The 13,707-nt window shown below is 66.6% G+C and carries 10 protein-coding genes; 5 read left to right on the top strand and 5 right to left on the bottom strand.

Annotated features, from left to right (window positions below; translation table 11 throughout):
* Window positions 1-91: 91 nt before the first annotated feature.
* Window positions 92-1,456 (bottom strand): ABC transporter permease, encoded by a 1,365-nt coding sequence (locus ACWCO2_RS26065; protein ID WP_450130398.1) that lies wholly within the window; start codon window positions 1,454-1,456, stop codon window positions 92-94.
* Window positions 1,453-2,382: an ABC transporter ATP-binding protein gene (locus ACWCO2_RS26060; protein ID WP_450130397.1), complete on the bottom strand. Its 930-nt coding sequence runs from the start codon at window positions 2,380-2,382 to the stop codon at window positions 1,453-1,455. The genes ACWCO2_RS26065 and ACWCO2_RS26060 overlap by 4 nt, the downstream gene beginning before the upstream one ends.
* A gap of 431 nt (window positions 2,383-2,813) precedes the next feature.
* Between ACWCO2_RS26060 and ACWCO2_RS26055 the strand changes: the two genes are divergently transcribed.
* The gene (locus tag ACWCO2_RS26055) at window positions 2,814-3,956 is read left to right on the top strand and encodes an RNA-guided endonuclease InsQ/TnpB family protein (RefSeq protein WP_450130396.1); all 1,143 of its coding nucleotides are present in this window, start codon (window positions 2,814-2,816) and stop codon (window positions 3,954-3,956) included.
* Window positions 3,957-4,025: 69 nt separating this feature from the next.
* Here ACWCO2_RS26055 and ACWCO2_RS26050 read toward each other — a convergent pair whose 3' ends face one another.
* Window positions 4,026-4,700, bottom strand: coding sequence for a GntR family transcriptional regulator (locus ACWCO2_RS26050; protein ID WP_450130395.1), 675 nt, complete (start codon window positions 4,698-4,700; stop codon window positions 4,026-4,028).
* An 89-nt stretch (window positions 4,701-4,789) separates the two neighbouring features.
* Complete coding sequence (locus tag ACWCO2_RS26045; RefSeq protein WP_450130394.1) at window positions 4,790-6,157, bottom strand: MFS transporter; 1,368 nt, start codon at window positions 6,155-6,157, stop codon at window positions 4,790-4,792.
* Window positions 6,158-7,181: 1,024 nt separating this feature from the next.
* On the opposite strand from ACWCO2_RS26045, the gene ACWCO2_RS26040 reads away from it, so the two are divergent.
* Entirely contained in the window at window positions 7,182-7,787 is a 606-nt protein-coding gene (locus ACWCO2_RS26040; protein ID WP_450130393.1) for a response regulator transcription factor, read from the top strand.
* A gap of 541 nt (window positions 7,788-8,328) precedes the next feature.
* Window positions 8,329-10,080, top strand: a complete 1,752-nt coding sequence (locus ACWCO2_RS26035) for a fatty acyl-AMP ligase (protein ID WP_450130392.1) — start codon at window positions 8,329-8,331, stop codon at window positions 10,078-10,080.
* 41 nt (window positions 10,081-10,121) lie between these two features.
* Here ACWCO2_RS26035 and ACWCO2_RS26030 read toward each other — a convergent pair whose 3' ends face one another.
* Window positions 10,122-11,081 (bottom strand): alpha/beta hydrolase, encoded by a 960-nt coding sequence (locus ACWCO2_RS26030; RefSeq protein WP_450130391.1) that lies wholly within the window; start codon window positions 11,079-11,081, stop codon window positions 10,122-10,124.
* 333 nt (window positions 11,082-11,414) lie between these two features.
* Between ACWCO2_RS26030 and ACWCO2_RS26025 the strand changes: the two genes are divergently transcribed.
* Window positions 11,415-13,214: a carbamoyltransferase family protein gene (locus tag ACWCO2_RS26025; protein WP_450130390.1), complete on the top strand. Its 1,800-nt coding sequence runs from the start codon at window positions 11,415-11,417 to the stop codon at window positions 13,212-13,214.
* Between the two features lie 85 nt (window positions 13,215-13,299).
* A complete protein-coding gene (locus ACWCO2_RS26020; protein WP_450130389.1) occupies window positions 13,300-13,593 on the top strand; it encodes a hypothetical protein in 294 nt (97 codons plus the stop codon).
* The last annotated feature ends 114 nt before the right edge of the window (window positions 13,594-13,707 follow it).

The raw sequence follows: 13,707 nt of genomic DNA, 5'->3' as shown, positions 1-13,707 counted from the left end.
AGGCGTATCGGACGGCCACCTCGTCGCCAGAGAAGCCGGAAACCGGCATTCTCGGAGCGCCGACGATGACGCGTTACCTGCATTTGTTGAGTTATCCCTTCGGGATGGTGGGCAGCAGTTCGATGTTGCCGTCGAACTGCCAGAGTGGGTTCGGTGCGTCCCCTGCGGGGGTGTGCACCAGGAAGTAGCCGTTCACTTCCTTCGGTCCATCGCCGTCGGCGACGAACCGCCCGTCTGTGGTGACGTCGAGCTGGTAGATGGCCGACCCAGTGGCCTCGACGCCGGGGAGATGCCAGGAGACGACGCAACGCCAGTCGTTGCCCGGTCCTTCGGGGGCGATCTGGCCGCCGCCCTTGTTGCACGCCGCCGTGGCCGCCAGCTGTTCCTCGGTGACATCGGGCCGGTTGAGCTGCTCGGTTTGCAGCCTGTAGAGGTGGGAGAAGGCGGTGGCCACCGAGCGCTGCACCTTGTCCTGATCGATCCCGGAACCGGTAGCACCGGTCACCGGGATCACGACCGCGACGGTCACGGCGAAAACCCCGACCAGCGGCAGCAGCCCCAGCGTGATCGCGCGCCGCCCGGCGCCGTCGTAGGTGAGGTCGGTGAAGTCCCGCCGCAGAAACAGCACGTAGGCCAGAGCGGTCGCGGCCACGGCCCACACCAGGCTGACCACGATACCGATCATCAGCGACCCCAACTGCATGGGCGAGGTGAACAGACCGTTCCAGGAGATGAAGGCGTAGGTGGGCAGCGCGAGGCGCACCGCGACGGGCACCGGCATCAGCTGCACGAATTGCATGACGAAGGCGACGACGACGGGCATCAGCAGCCCCATCGGCGACCGTCCTAATGCGACGGACCCGAGCAGCCCGATCGCCGCGAGGGCGAGGGTCGGCGCGAGTACGCAGGCCCAGGCGAGCAGTACCTTCCCGGCGGCGTCGCCCGGCGCGAGCAGGTGCCCATCGAGCCCGATCAGTTCCCGGTTGCCGACCGCCACGATCCCACCAACGACGCTGGAAACGGTCAGGCCTGCCACCAGAACCAGCAGGACTGTGAGGCTGGCCAGTGCCTTCGCGGCGAAGATCCGCCGCGGCGATCGGACCGCCACCAGCAGGTGGCGCCAGGTGCCGAGCCGGTCTTCGGAGGCGAACACGTCACCGGCGACCAGCGAGGCCAGCAGCGGAAGCGCGTACAGGCCCGAAAAACCTAGCAGCACCAGCGATCCGGCCCACCCGGTGGTGTTCATCCAGCGGCCGAAGAGGGTGTCGACGGGTAGCGTGGTCTGCTGGTTCACCGCGATGATGAACAGCGCGGGCGCGATCCAGCAGGCAAGGATCAGAAGGCGCACCCGCCACTGCGAAAGCAGCTTGACCAGCTCGAAGCGGTAAGCGCGCGCCGTCGAGACCGGACGGGCGGCGAGAGCGGGAGCGGGGGCATCGGTGACGGTCGTGGTCATCGGCTGGACTCCTGCTGCTCGGTCAGTGCGAGGAATGCGGCTTCCAGCGGCGACACCACGGGCGCAAGCTCGCGCACCGCGACGCCGGCCTGAACGAGCCGCGCCACCAGTTCGTCAAGGGCGGACACTTGCGCGCTCACCACGAGCACCTCGCTGTCCTGCCCGTCGACGACGCGGATCCCTGCGGCATCGGCGGCCAGCCGGCGGGCGGCCTCGGGGTCGGAGGTGCGGATCCGGTAGTCGAGTTCCTGGTTCTCGGCGGCGAGCTTGCTCAGCGGCCCGGAGAACACGACCCGCCCGGCGGCGAGGATGGTGACCTCGGAACACAGTGCTTCGAGATCGTCCATCCGGTGGCTGGAGAGCACGACGGAGGTTCCGTCGGCGACGAGCCGGGTAATGACGCGGTGCACGTGCTTTTTGCCGGACGGGTCGAGGCCGTTGGACGGCTCGTCGAGCACCAGCAGGCGGGGCTTGGTGAGCAGGGCCGCGGCGAGTCCGAGGCGCTGACGCATGCCGAGGGAGAAGCCCCGGACGCGGTCGTCGGCGACATCGGTGAGCCCGACCTCGCCGAGCACCTCGTCGATTCCCTTCGTCTTCGCATCACCGCCCCGAAGTGCGGCCAGCGCGGCGAGGTTCTGCTTCGCGGTCAGCGAGGGGTAGAGCCCGGGACCGTCGACGAAACCAGCGACCGCGTTGGGAGCGGCGAGCGCCCTTCCGACTGGCGTGCCGAGGATTTCGAGAGTGCCGCTGTCGGCGACGGCCAGGCCCAGCAGCAGGCCCAGCAATGTGGTCTTGCCGGCGCCGTTCGGCCCGACTAACCCGTGGATCTGCCCCTGTGCCACATCCAGGTCGATGCCGTCGAGGGCAACGACATCGCCGAAACACTTGGTGATCCCACGAGCCCGCACTGCGGAGGGTGTGTCCATGGTTCCCTTCCTTAAGAAACGCTAAGAAACCTAGGCGTGGGAACAAACGGGAACGAGGACAACTGGCTGAACGTTCAGGAAACGAAGGGCGGCCAGCAAGATCGTCAGTAGGTGCACTCTCATGTCGGTGGTTGCGGTTGGACCGGCGTCATGGCGGCGGCAGATCCGGGGTCGTGCCTACGACACCTCGGTCGACTTTGATTTCCGTCGCGAAAAGGGATCTGGCGTGCCTGTTCGAGCAGGTGGCCGTGAGTACGCCCCGGTACGGCGAACGTTCCGGGGGCGTGAGGCTCCGCTGATCCGGAGCACGTGAAGTCAGGATGAGGCGGACTCCGGGCGGGTGGTGACCAGGAAACGTAGCGTGCAAGCCCGGTCCTTCAGGGCCGGGTTGGCACATCAGTTTTGTCGGTGGTCGACCATAGGGTGTGGTCGTGCAGCTTCGGTACAACTTCCGCGTCTACCCGACGCCTGGTCAGCGGATCGCGCTGGCCAGGGCGTTCGGGTGTGCGCGTGTGGTGTACAACGACGCACTCCGCACCCGGCAGGACGCGTTCGATGCCGGGGAGAAAGTCAGCGATGCCGAGGTGCAGCGCCGGGTTGTCACCCAGGCCAAGCGCATACCAGAACGCGCATGGTTGTCCGAGGTCGCGTCGGTCGCCCTGGTGCAGGCGTGTCAGGACGCGCGCGCGGCGTACCGCAATTGGTTCGATTCGATGTCCGGCGCACGTCGGGGACGCAAGGTCGGGCGTCCTAGGTTCCGGTCCCGCAAGGACAACCGGCAGGCGATCCGGCTTACCCGCAATGGGTTCAGTATCAAGCCGAACGGCCGCTTGTACGCGGCGAAGATCGGAGACCTTCGCGTCACGTGGTCGCGGGATCTTCCTGCCGCGCCGTCGTCGGTCACGCTGATCAAGGACGCCGGACGTTACTTCGCGTCGTTCGTGGTCGACGCCCAGAACGAACCGCTCCCATTTTCGGACACCGAGGTAGGCATCGATCTGGGGTTGTCGACGTTCGCTGTCTTCTCCGACGGTACAACGATTGCTTCTCCGAAGTTTCTGCGCCGCGCGGAACGCAAGCTCCGCAAAGCGCAGCAAGCCCTGAGCCGGAAAGCGAAGGGTAGCAACAACCGCGCCAAGGCTCGAATTCGGGTCGCCAAGGCGCACGCCAAAGTCCGGGACGCCCGAACCGACTGGGCGCACAAGCACTCCACGGCGATCATCCGCGATAACCAAGCGGTGTTCGTCGAGGACCTGTGTGTGGTCGGGTTGGCGCGAACCACGTTGGCGAAGTCCGTGCACGATGCCGGGTGGGGTTTGTTCCTGCGCATGCTCGAAGACAAGGCCACTCGGTACGGGCGGACGTTCCACAAGATAGACTGCTTCTACCCGTCGAGCCAGGTTTGCTCGGCGTGCGGTGCTGTCGACGGGCCGAAACCGCTGTCGGTCCGGTCGTGGACATGCGCGTGCGGAGCAACCCACGACCGCGACCTGAACGCTGCCAAGAACATCCTCGCCGCCGGACGGGCGGAGAGTCTAAACGCCTGCGGAGAGACCGTCAGTCTCCCCACCTAGTGGGGAGCACGTCTCGATGAACCAGGAACCCACCGGAGAACCGCAAGGTTCAGGAGGAATCCCGGCCGTTTACGGCCGGGAGGACGTCAAGTACTCGGTCATCGTGCGGAGCTTGTGGTCGCGGGAGACGCGCTCGATCTCCTGCTGCGAGGCGCCTGCCCGGATGAGCGCGATGATCCGGTCGTGCTCGTCCACAGAGGACAGCGTCCGGCTCGGGACGAAGGTGAAGCTGGAGCGCCGGATGCCCGACATCCGCTGCCACTCCCGGTGCACCAGGTCGAGCAGGTGCTGGTTCGGGCAGCTCTCGCACAGCACCCAGTGGAAGCGGTGGTTGAGCTCGGTGAACCGCACCGGGTCCAGGGTTCCCTCGCGCATCTCCCGCATCTCCGCGTTGAAGGACGCCGCGTCCTCCAGCTGTTTCGGCGTCACGTGCGGAGCCGCGAGACTGGTGGCCGCGCTTTCGAGGTAGGCCAGCGTTTGCATGGCGTTCGCGTAGTCGGAGGTGTTGATGCCGGCGACCTGCGCCCCCACATTGCGGGTGAACGTCACCAGGCCTTCGGCCTCGAGCCGCCGCACTGCCTCGCGCACCGGGACTGGACTCGTGCCGAACTCGCGGGCGATCTGATCGAGGACCAGCCGATATCCGCTGGCAAAGCGTCCCGACAGGATGCGGGTGTGGAGTTCCCGGTAGACCTTCTCCGACTTCGACAGCGCCTGCTGCTGCGCACCGGCTGTACTCGGCATCTCCCTCGTTCCGTCCTCGGGTGGCGACACCCGCGATCGTATACGGCGGGGGTGGCCCGGCTGTCCCGGACCGCCCCCGCAGCGAGCGGTTACCGGTGGGTCGCCGCGGCGAGTTCGCGTGCTCCCGGGATGTCGAGCGCTTCCGGGCCGAGGGGCTTGCCGGTGCGGTCCTTGATGGTGAACGTCGCGGCCAGTCCGATCGCCGTGAGCGCGAACAGGTAGCCCGACACGGCCATGGTGCTGCCGAACGCGGCTTGGAGCCACGTCGCGATCATCGGGGCGAAGGCGCCGCCGAGGACCGCGCCGAAGGCGTAGGACAGCCCGGCGCCGGAGTAGCGGACCTGGGCGGGGAACATCTCGGCCAGCATGGCCGCCTGCGGTCCGTAGGTGAAGCCGATGCCGATGCTGAAGACCAGCATCGCCAGTGCGATCAGCAGCACGTTCTCGGTGTCGATCAACCAGAACATGGGGAAGACCCAGACGAGCAGGGTGGCGAAACCGATCTTGTACACCGCGGTGCGCCCGATCCGGTCCGACAACATCGCCGCCGACATGGTGGTGACGACCCAAGCCGCGCTGGTGAGGGTGACCAGGTTGAGAATCGTGGCGCGGTCCATCCCCAGCACCGTCGTGGTGTAGGAGAGCACGTAGCCGCCGGTCACCATGTAGCCGGCCGCGTTGTTCGCGGCGAACGTGAGGGTGCCCTGGAGCACTTGCCGCCCGTTGAAGCGGAACATCTGCACGAGCGGCAGCCGGACGCGCGGCTGCTCACCGTCGGCTTCGGTGAACACCGGCGACTCGGCGACGCCCAGCCGGATCACCGTGCCCACCCCGATGAGCACGACGGACAGCAGGAACGGAACCCGCCAGCCCCAGTCGAGGAATTGCTGCTCGGTCGTCGTCGCGGTGACGATGCTGAGCACGGCGGTGGCGATCAGCATGCCGACCGGGACCCCGATCTGCGGGAATCCACCGAACCGCCCACGTCGGTGCGCCGGGGCGTGCTCGACGGCCATGAGCGCGGCCCCGCCCCACTCGCCGCCCGCGGAGAACCCTTGCAGGACGCGCAGCGCGATGAGCAGGATCGGCGCCCAGATCCCGATCGACGCGTAGCTGGGCACCAGGCCGATCAGGGTCGTGGACACGCCCATCAGCATGAGCGTCAGGACCAGCATGGCTTTTCGGCCGAGCTTGTCGCCGAAGTGTCCCGCGACCATCGCGCCGAGCGGGCGGAAGATGAAACTCACGCCCACGGTGGCGAACGCCATCAGCCGCCCGGCCAGCTCTCCGTACGAGACGACGAACGGCTCGAAGAACAGGGGAGTCAGCACCAAGGCGGCGGCGTTGGCGTAGATGAAGAAGTCGTACCACTCGATGGTGGTGCCGACCAGGGTGCCCAGTGCGACTCGGCGATGTTCTCGCCGGGTTCTCTCCTGGGAGAGGTCCTGTTCGGGCATGACAGCTCCTTTGCTGTGTCCTGCGCTAGCCCCGGTCGCTGCCCTTGAAAACCGCCGCGATGACCGAGCCCGGCAGGTGTCCGACGGCGGTGGTCTCGGCATCGCGAGCCAACGGAAGCTCCCAACATCAGCTACGAAATCAGATATGATCCGGGATCTTGATGGGCGCGGCCGCTGTTGTCAATGGTCGGCCGCCTCGGGGCACTGCCGAATCGGTTTTCCGGACTGATGGGGAAACTTCCTCGTCACGGCTTGTGTGGGTCCGCGGTGCGGGATGCGCGCGTCGAGCCGTGCACTGTTGACCTCCGGTCGAGAAGTCGTATATGGCCACGCCGGATTTGCGCGGAAGATCCGTTCTCGAGTTGCCCTGTGGAATGAAGGCGACCCTGAGTGCTCCCAGTGTGGCGAGGTGTTGCGGGCGATGATCGATGGTCTGTATCATCTTGATCTTGTGGGTGGGATTGGGAATCGAATCGTCGGCAGCCGCATCGCGACGTCGTCGTCCCGGGTGCAGCTGCGTCCTACTTCCTTGGGGGAAGGTGGAATTCGTGGTCGATCCTGCTCCACGTGGCGCGGACGCTGGGGCACGGGGATCGCTGGATCGAGCTGTCGTCCGCGGGATGTGCGGACAACTCCTCCCGTTGCATTCGCGGTCGATCGCTGACCTGATCGGCGCGCGGAATCGCGGTTGTCGCTCGCCAGTCCTGCGTTCGCCGGATCCGCCTCGTTGCGTCCGTTCGCCGACTCCAGTACGGCATTCGCACCACTGGAGCCCTGTGAAAATTATGGGAAAACGGCATTCCCGACCGGAACGCGCGCGTGCCGGATTGATGGTGATATAGCTGCCCGTGGCCGACACGTCGTAATGACCGTTAGGTATGTCGACAAGACTCCGTTCGGCTGCGGAACGGCTCGTCTCCCATGTGTAACGGGGTGCGTCCCCGGCGGCGGAACTTCAAGTTTTCGTACACGTATGATACTTTGCGGTCCGAATGTCCGAACGGGGGCTAATTGGAGGGATATCGTGGATATCGATGTATTGGTGTGCGACGATTTGGACCTGTCCCGTTTCGCGCTTACCGCGCTGCTCGAGCGCAACGACGAGTTTCGAGTTGTCGGCTCGGTCGACAGCAAACTCGATGCATTAGAGTTAGCCGAGTTATGTAGGCCAGACGTGGTGATAATCAGCTTCGACAGCGGGGACAACGACGCGATCGCAATTGCCGAGAAGGTGGCGAGCCTTCCGGAATGCCGGAGCATGCTGCTCTCCACCGCGTTCGCCCGCTCGGTGGTCCGCCGGGCCTTCGCTGGCGGGGTCGGCGGAATGGTGCAGCGGAGCGTGCCTCCGCAGCAGTTCTTCGGCGCCATCCACCGGGTGTACCAGGGAGAACGGGTCTTCGACGCGGAGCTAACTGTCGCCGCGCTGGGTAATGGGGGCTGCCCGCTGACCCTGCGGGAGTCCTCCGTGCTGGAGCACGTTTCCCGAGGTGACACGGTGGTCGAGATCGCGGAGCGGTTGCACCTGTCGGAGGGGACCGTGCGCAATTACCTCTCGTCCGTGGTGGCCAAGCTGGGGGCGCGCAACCGGATAGACGCGCTGCGCATCGCCCGCGATTCGCACTGGATATGAACAGCGCGGTCGGTGTTGCCGGCCGTGCGGTAGCCGTGGGGATCCACCCGGCCGATTGGCGGAGCGCTCGGCGGGTGTCTGGGATGAATGATCTTTTCGAATGGGGTGGTCGGTGAATTCGATCTGGTTCGAACGCCGCTGAACGGGGCCGTGCCGTGTCAGGGGGAGTTGCGACGCGGATTTCCGATCGACGTCGTCCGGCGCGGTCCTGTTCTCGGTGTTTCGTCATGTTAATTTCGCGAGCATCGTCCGTCAACTTCGTGTTGTACGATCGGTGGGGATCAAGAAGTACCATCCGGGCCCCAGTGTTGCAATGGCCCGCGAAAGAATTTGGTTGCGCGCGAATGAATTCTTAATACTCGAATGCGCGATTTTCACCCCTGCTGGTCGGGAACTAGGTGGTGAACCGTGGCTGTGCTAGCCTCAATTCGAGTCTCGCGGCGCTTTCTCGTGCCGTACCGGAATGATTCCTGAAGCGCCCATCAGCCGTTTTGTGGGGTTGTCGAGCCGTGCGCGCGACAGGGGAGGGGAAACCAGGGCCATGGTCGATCTGTCGCACGCTGCCAGCGCTGCCGCGGTGATTCGCGAACACGCCCGCTCGACACCGGAACGCACCGCGCTGACCTTCGTGACCGATGTGGAGCGGACCGATGGCGCCGCCAGGTGGACCTACGCCCGACTCGACGCCGAAGCCAGGAGGGTAGCGGCCTGGCTGCGGACCCGCTGCGCAGCCGGTGACCGCGTGCTCCTGCTGTACCCGACCGGACTCGATTTCGCCGCTGCCTTCGTCGGTTGCCTCTACGCCGGAATGGCCGCGGTACCCGCGCCGTTGCCGGGCCGGTACCGCCAGGACCGGTTGCGGGTGCGTGGCATCGCCAAGGACGCAGCGGTGTCCGCGATCCTGACCGACACCGAAAACCTGCCCGCCGTCACGGAATGGGCCGAGGCTGAAGGGTTGAGCGGCACGGCTCTACTCGCGACGGACAGCGGTGAACTGGCTGGCGCGGGCGAGTGGGAGCCAGCGGACTTGGACCACGAGACGCTCGCGATGCTCCAGTACACCTCAGGTTCCACGGGTGAGCCCAAAGGCGTGATGCTCAGCCACGGCAATCTGCTGCACAATGTGGATGGTCAGCGCCGCGCGTTCGGGCTGACCGCGGAAACCGTTCTGGGCGGCTGGATCCCGCTCTTCCACGACATGGGGCTGCTCGGTCAGCTGGTGCCCGCGCTGCTGTGCGGTACGAGCTGCGTGCTGATGCGGCCCAGCGCGTTCCTGAAGCGGCCGGACCACTGGCTCCGGTTGATCGACGCGTACGACATCACCTGGTCGGCGGCCCCGAGCTTCGCCTACGAGTTGTGCTGCGCCCGGATCACCGATGAACAACTGGCCGGTGTGGACCTGTCCCGGTGGCGGTTCGCCGCCAACGGTTCGGAGCCGATCGACGTCGCGACGTTGGACGGGTTCGCGAATCGGTTCGCCGCCGCGGGGCTGCGGGGCGACGCGCTGTGCCCCTGCTACGGCATGGCCGAGGCAACGGTCTTCGTCTCTGCGGAGGGGTACCGGAAGGTCGTGGTGACCGAAGTGGACGCCGATCTGCTGGAGCAGCACCGGTTCGTGCTGGCGGAGAAGGGCGCTGATCTGGTGAGCTGCGGGACGCCGCGCGATTTCGACGTGCTGATCGCTGACCCGCAGACCGGGGAGGCGTTGGATCCCGGTGCCGTCGGCGAGATCTGGCTACGCGGGCCCAGCATCACCAAGGGCTACTGGGGCGACGACGCAGCGACCGAACGCGCCTTCGCCCCCGGCCGGTACCTGCGCACGGGTGACCTCGGCGCGCTGCACGACGGTGAGCTGTACGTGACCGGGCGGCTCGCGGAGGTGCTGACCGTGCACGGCCGCCACCTGTACCCGCAGGACATCGAGCGGGAACTGCGGGCACAGCACGGCGAACTCGGCAGCGCCGGTGCTGCTTTCACCATGCCGCTTGCCGACGGCAGTGCTGAGGAAGCCCTGGTCGTCGCGCACGAGATCAACGGGCGTCCGGCCAGGGAACGCCTGGAACAGCTGGCAGCTGAGATCAAGCAGACGGTCGCCCGCGAGTTCGGTGTCCGGCTCGACGGCATCGGACTGCTGCGGCGCGGTGGGGTTCGGCGGACCACGAGCGGGAAGATCCAGCGCGTTGCGATGCGTCGGCTGTTCCTGGACGGCGAGTTGAACGAGGTGTACGCCGACTACGAGCCGCGAGTGGTGGCTGCGCTGCGGCCCGAGCCGGCGGAGGTCTTACCGCGCTGAGAGTCCCCGCTCGGAGCGGCCACTCCAAGCAGCCCGGGGACTCACCGAACGGGGGCGGGCCGCGCTTCGCGCGCTGACCGCAGAACGGCGTCCAGCTCTTGGAGGACCTCCCGGGCCCGCGAGGCCGCCGCGGGAACGATGTCCTGCATTAGGAAGTAGCCGTGCACCAGGCTAGGACCGGGCACGTGCCGAACGGGCACGCCGCTGGCGCGGAGCTTGTCGGCCAGTTCCGCCGCCTCGTCGTGGAGCGGGTCGAACTCGGCCGTGGCGAGCACAGCCGGAGGCAGGTCTCGGAGGTCGGCGTTCAGCAGATCGACAGCGGGGTCGGTGCGCTGCCGCGGATCGGGGAGGTACTGCTCGTAGTGCCAGGCCATGTCGTCCACGGTCAGCAGGTATCCCGCCGTGTGCGCGGAGGACGCGGCGATCCGCAGGCTTGGATCCACCGGCGGGTACACCAGCAGTTGTGCGGCGAACTGGACGTCGCCGGTCTCGCGCGCATCGAGCACCACGCCGAGCGCGAGGCCGGCGCCGGCGCTGTCACCGCCGATCACGTGGTCGCGGTCCGGGAAGTTCCGGTCCGTCCAGCGGGCTGCGGCAATGGCATCGCGCAGCGGAGCGGGGTGCGGGAACTCCGGTGCCCGCCGGTAGTCGGCCGAGACCACCACTGCGCCCAGCGACGCCGCCACGATGCGGCAGACCCAGTCGTGGCTGTCTATGTCACCCAGCGACCACCCGCCGCCGTGCAGGTAGGTGAGCACCCGACCCTCGTCCGATTCCGGGGTGAAAACCCTGGCCCGGAAAGATGATCCGTCGATACCGTCGATCGTCCGGTCCGCGGTGCTGACGGCCGGGCGCGGGCCGCCGTCCTCCTGGCGCGGCCGGATTGCATTCCTCCGGTACAGCTCGCGGGCTCGCTCGATGGTCAGCTCGCGGGCCGGAACGGGAGGGCCGTCGGCGTGCTGCCACTTGATCAGGTTGCGGAGTATGCGGTCCAGAGGCATCGCAGCCCTCCTACGGACTCGTTCGAAGCGATGGGTGTGGTGCCGATGTGCGTTCTACTCCGAGGCGCACGCTCATGCTACGCGATTGATTGCACTGGAAGGGTTTTCGGGAAGACATGAAGAATGCATCCGTGGTGGTGTGCTGGTCATATTGCCCCTGGCTGTTTTTCGTCAGTAGCCTGACGGCGAACGCCGACGCTGGTGAAGGTGCTGGAGAGTTCCGCAGCCATTTGAATTCCTCTGCCTTCGAAAGTCGACCCGACCGTGGCCGCCCGACCGGCCCTCCCGCCGGCGCACGTGCACCGACGCAGCACAACAGAGAAGGAAATCGGCATGATTGTCTTGGGGTGCAACGGGTTCAGCCGCGGCGCGGAAACCTTCGCCGAGCACTTTGGTGCGGTCGGAACCGAGAAGCACTACGTGCTCGGCCACGACGCGGGTGCCTCGCTGCTGGTGGACGGCGAGCTGGTCGCCGCAGTGGAGGAGGAGCGGCTCAACCGGGAGAAGAAGACCTCCGACTTCGCGATCAACGCGGTGAACTGGTGCCTCGAACGCGCGGGCGTGCAGTTCTCCGACATCGACCTCATCGCCGTGCCCTGGAACTTCTCCTCCGAGGTGTTCGACGGGCTGCTGCTGGACATCGTGGGCGCGCCGCTGGACCCCGCGGACAAGCTGGGCCGGATCAGCCGCATCGGCAAGCTGTTCACCGATGCGCTCAGCCGCGATGCGGTCCTCGCCGACTTCGCCGCGCGCACCGGGTTCACCCCCGACCCGGACAAGGTCGTGTTCGTGCCGCACCACCTGGCCCACGTGATGACCGGCCACTACCTGGCGGGTGGGAAGGACGCGGCGTTCCTGATCAGCGACGGCCGCGCCGAACTGTTCTCGTCGCTGATCGGTGAGATCCGCAGCGGCCAGATCCGGGTCTTCGACGAGTCGACGATCAGCGCGAACGACTCGATGGGGAACCTGTTCGCTTCGATCACGCGCTACCTGGGCTTCGTGCCCAACAACGACGAGTACAAGGTGATGGGTCTGTCCGGGTTCGCCGGGCCGCCCTCGCCGAACCCGTTCCTCGACCACTTCGTCCAGCTGCACGAGGACGGGCGCTACACGCTGTGCAGGCCGCACGACGTGGAGAACCCGCGTTGCTTCGATCCGCTGCTCGAGCAGCACTTCGGTCCGTTCCTGGACACCCTCGAGTACAAGGCCAACCTCGCCGCGGCGGCGCAGGAGATGCTGACCACCGTCACCAGCCACCAGCTCCGCGCGCTGGAGGCCAAGACCGATCTGGACCACCTGCTGTTCGAGGGCGGCGTGGCGCTGAACTGCGTCAACAACACCGAATTGCTCGAGGGATCGCGGTTCGCCGACATGGACGTGAGTTTCGGCGCGAGCGACACCGGGGTGACCATCGGCGCCGCCGTCTACGCCTGGTCCAACCACCCGGACAACGCTGGCACTGCGAAGTCCGCCCCGGCGGTCAACCCGTACCTCGGCCCGGAGTACGACGAGGCGACGATCGAGCGGACACTGCAGGAGTTCGGCGACCGGGTGCAGTGGCGCCGGTTGGGGGACGACGAGGTCGTCGACCAGGTGGCGAAGCTGCTCACCGAGAAGGTCGTTATCGGCTGGTACGAGGGCCGGATCGAGCACGGTCCGCGGGCGCTGGGCCACCGCAGCATCCTCGCGAACCCGAAGTTCCCGGACATCAAGGACGTCATCAACACCAGGGTCAAGCACCGCGAGCCGTTCCGGCCGTTCGCGCCGATCGTGCTCGAGTCCGACGCGCCGAAGATCTTCGAGATGGGCAAGAAGACCCGCTCGCCGTACATGACGTTCGTGTTCCCCGTGCGGCCGGAGTTCCACGACGTGATCCCGGGTGCGACCCACGTGGACGGAACCTCGCGGGTGCAGACGATCACCGATGAGGACACCCCGCGGTTGACGACGCTCCTGCGCCGGTTCACCGCGTTGACCGACGTGCCATGCCTGATCAACACCTCGTTCAACGTGGCGGGCGAGCCGATCGTGTGCTCCCCGGCCGACGCGCTGAACTGCTTTTTGGGCACGGAGATCGACTACCTGGTGCTCGGCAACCACCTCGTCACGAAGACCGACCAACAGGCATGACATCCGCACACCGCCGTCGGGACGTCGAGGCGCGACGTCCCGACGGCGGTCTGCCGGTCTCCGGGAAGGCGGAGGAAGACTTCCGATGAGCACCGTCCACGAGACGACTGCGGATCTCACAGCGATCATCGATCATTTGGAACGGCTCGTCCTGGAAATCCGCGCCTCCGGCCGGTGGCGCATCCCGGAGATCAGCGCTGCCTGCGACGCCCTCGCCTGCGCGGCTGCACTGCTGCGCACGCAACAGGACGGCAACCTCGCCCACGCCCCGCTCCTGCACGATGCCATCGCGTTGGCGCGCAGCACCGTGGAGGCGACGAAGTTCGCAGCCCGCGAACGCATCGGATCGCATGCACCGGATTCCAGCGATCGGTTCTGACGGTCTCCACTATGGTCATTGAGCCTTTCCGGGTAAGCATCCGTGGCTCTGGGTAGTCGTCGTTGCTGTGGCTGGCGCGGGTGACGATGACACGCCGAAGTCGTTGTGGTGCAA

This window comes from Saccharopolyspora sp. NPDC002376 (assembly GCF_053593195.1).
Note: the sequence above shows the minus strand (reverse complement) of the source record. Positions and strands in the feature narration are given on the sequence as shown.

Coding starts and splice junctions, on each gene's coding strand:
- ACWCO2_RS26065 (WP_450130398.1), bottom strand. CDS start 1,456: ATGACCACGACCGTCACCGATGCCCCCGCTCCCGCTCTCGCCGCCCGT.
- ACWCO2_RS26060 (WP_450130397.1), bottom strand. CDS start 2,382: ATGGACACACCCTCCGCAGTGCGGGCTCGTGGGATCACCAAGTGTTTC.
- ACWCO2_RS26050 (WP_450130395.1), bottom strand. CDS start 4,700: ATGCCGAGTACAGCCGGTGCGCAGCAGCAGGCGCTGTCGAAGTCGGAG.
- ACWCO2_RS26045 (WP_450130394.1), bottom strand. CDS start 6,157: ATGCCCGAACAGGACCTCTCCCAGGAGAGAACCCGGCGAGAACATCGC.
- ACWCO2_RS26035 (WP_450130392.1), top strand. CDS start 8,329: ATGGTCGATCTGTCGCACGCTGCCAGCGCTGCCGCGGTGATTCGCGAA.
- ACWCO2_RS26030 (WP_450130391.1), bottom strand. CDS start 11,081: ATGCCTCTGGACCGCATACTCCGCAACCTGATCAAGTGGCAGCACGCC.
- ACWCO2_RS26025 (WP_450130390.1), top strand. CDS start 11,415: ATGATTGTCTTGGGGTGCAACGGGTTCAGCCGCGGCGCGGAAACCTTC.
- ACWCO2_RS26020 (WP_450130389.1), top strand. CDS start 13,300: ATGAGCACCGTCCACGAGACGACTGCGGATCTCACAGCGATCATCGAT.